The organism is Streptomyces sp. DH12, from assembly GCF_020873895.1.
Classification (GTDB): Bacteria; Actinomycetota; Actinomycetes; order Streptomycetales; family Streptomycetaceae; genus Streptomyces.
In genome coordinates this window covers 1-430 of sequence record NZ_JAHWGT010001273.1, presented here as the reverse complement: position 1 = coordinate 430, position 430 = coordinate 1, and the positions used below count along the sequence as shown (strand labels likewise).

1 protein-coding gene is annotated in these 430 nt (G+C 71.9%); it reads right to left on the bottom strand.

Features of this window, described 5'->3' with window-relative positions:
* On the bottom strand, window positions 1-430 hold a 430-nt coding region (locus LPA54_RS39640), incomplete at both ends, for an alpha-amylase family glycosyl hydrolase (RefSeq protein WP_267488027.1).

Genomic DNA, 430 nt, shown 5'->3' with positions numbered 1-430 from the left:
CCTGGCACCAGTACACGGCGTTCGCGACCAGGAAGTTGCGCACCTCGGTGCGGGCGTAGTCGAAGGTGAACGTCCCCCAGTCGGGGTGGTCGGCGCGTCGCGAGTCGCCGGGCTCGTACAGCGGCTCCCCGTCGAAGCGGGCCAGCGCCCAGTCGTCGCGCGGGAAGTGCGCGGGCACCCAGTCCATGATCACGCCGATCCCGGCCCGGTGCAGGGCGTCGACCAGGTACTTGAAGTCGTCCGGGGCGCCCAGGCGGGCGGTCGGCGCGTAGAACCCGGTGACCTGGTAGCCCCAGGAGCCGCCGAAGGGGTGCTCGGCGACCGGCATCAGCTCCACGTGCGTGAAGCCCAGGTCCTTCACGTACGCGGGCAGCTGCTCGGCGAGCTGCCGGTAGGTGAGCCCCGGCCGCCACGACGGCAGATGCACCTC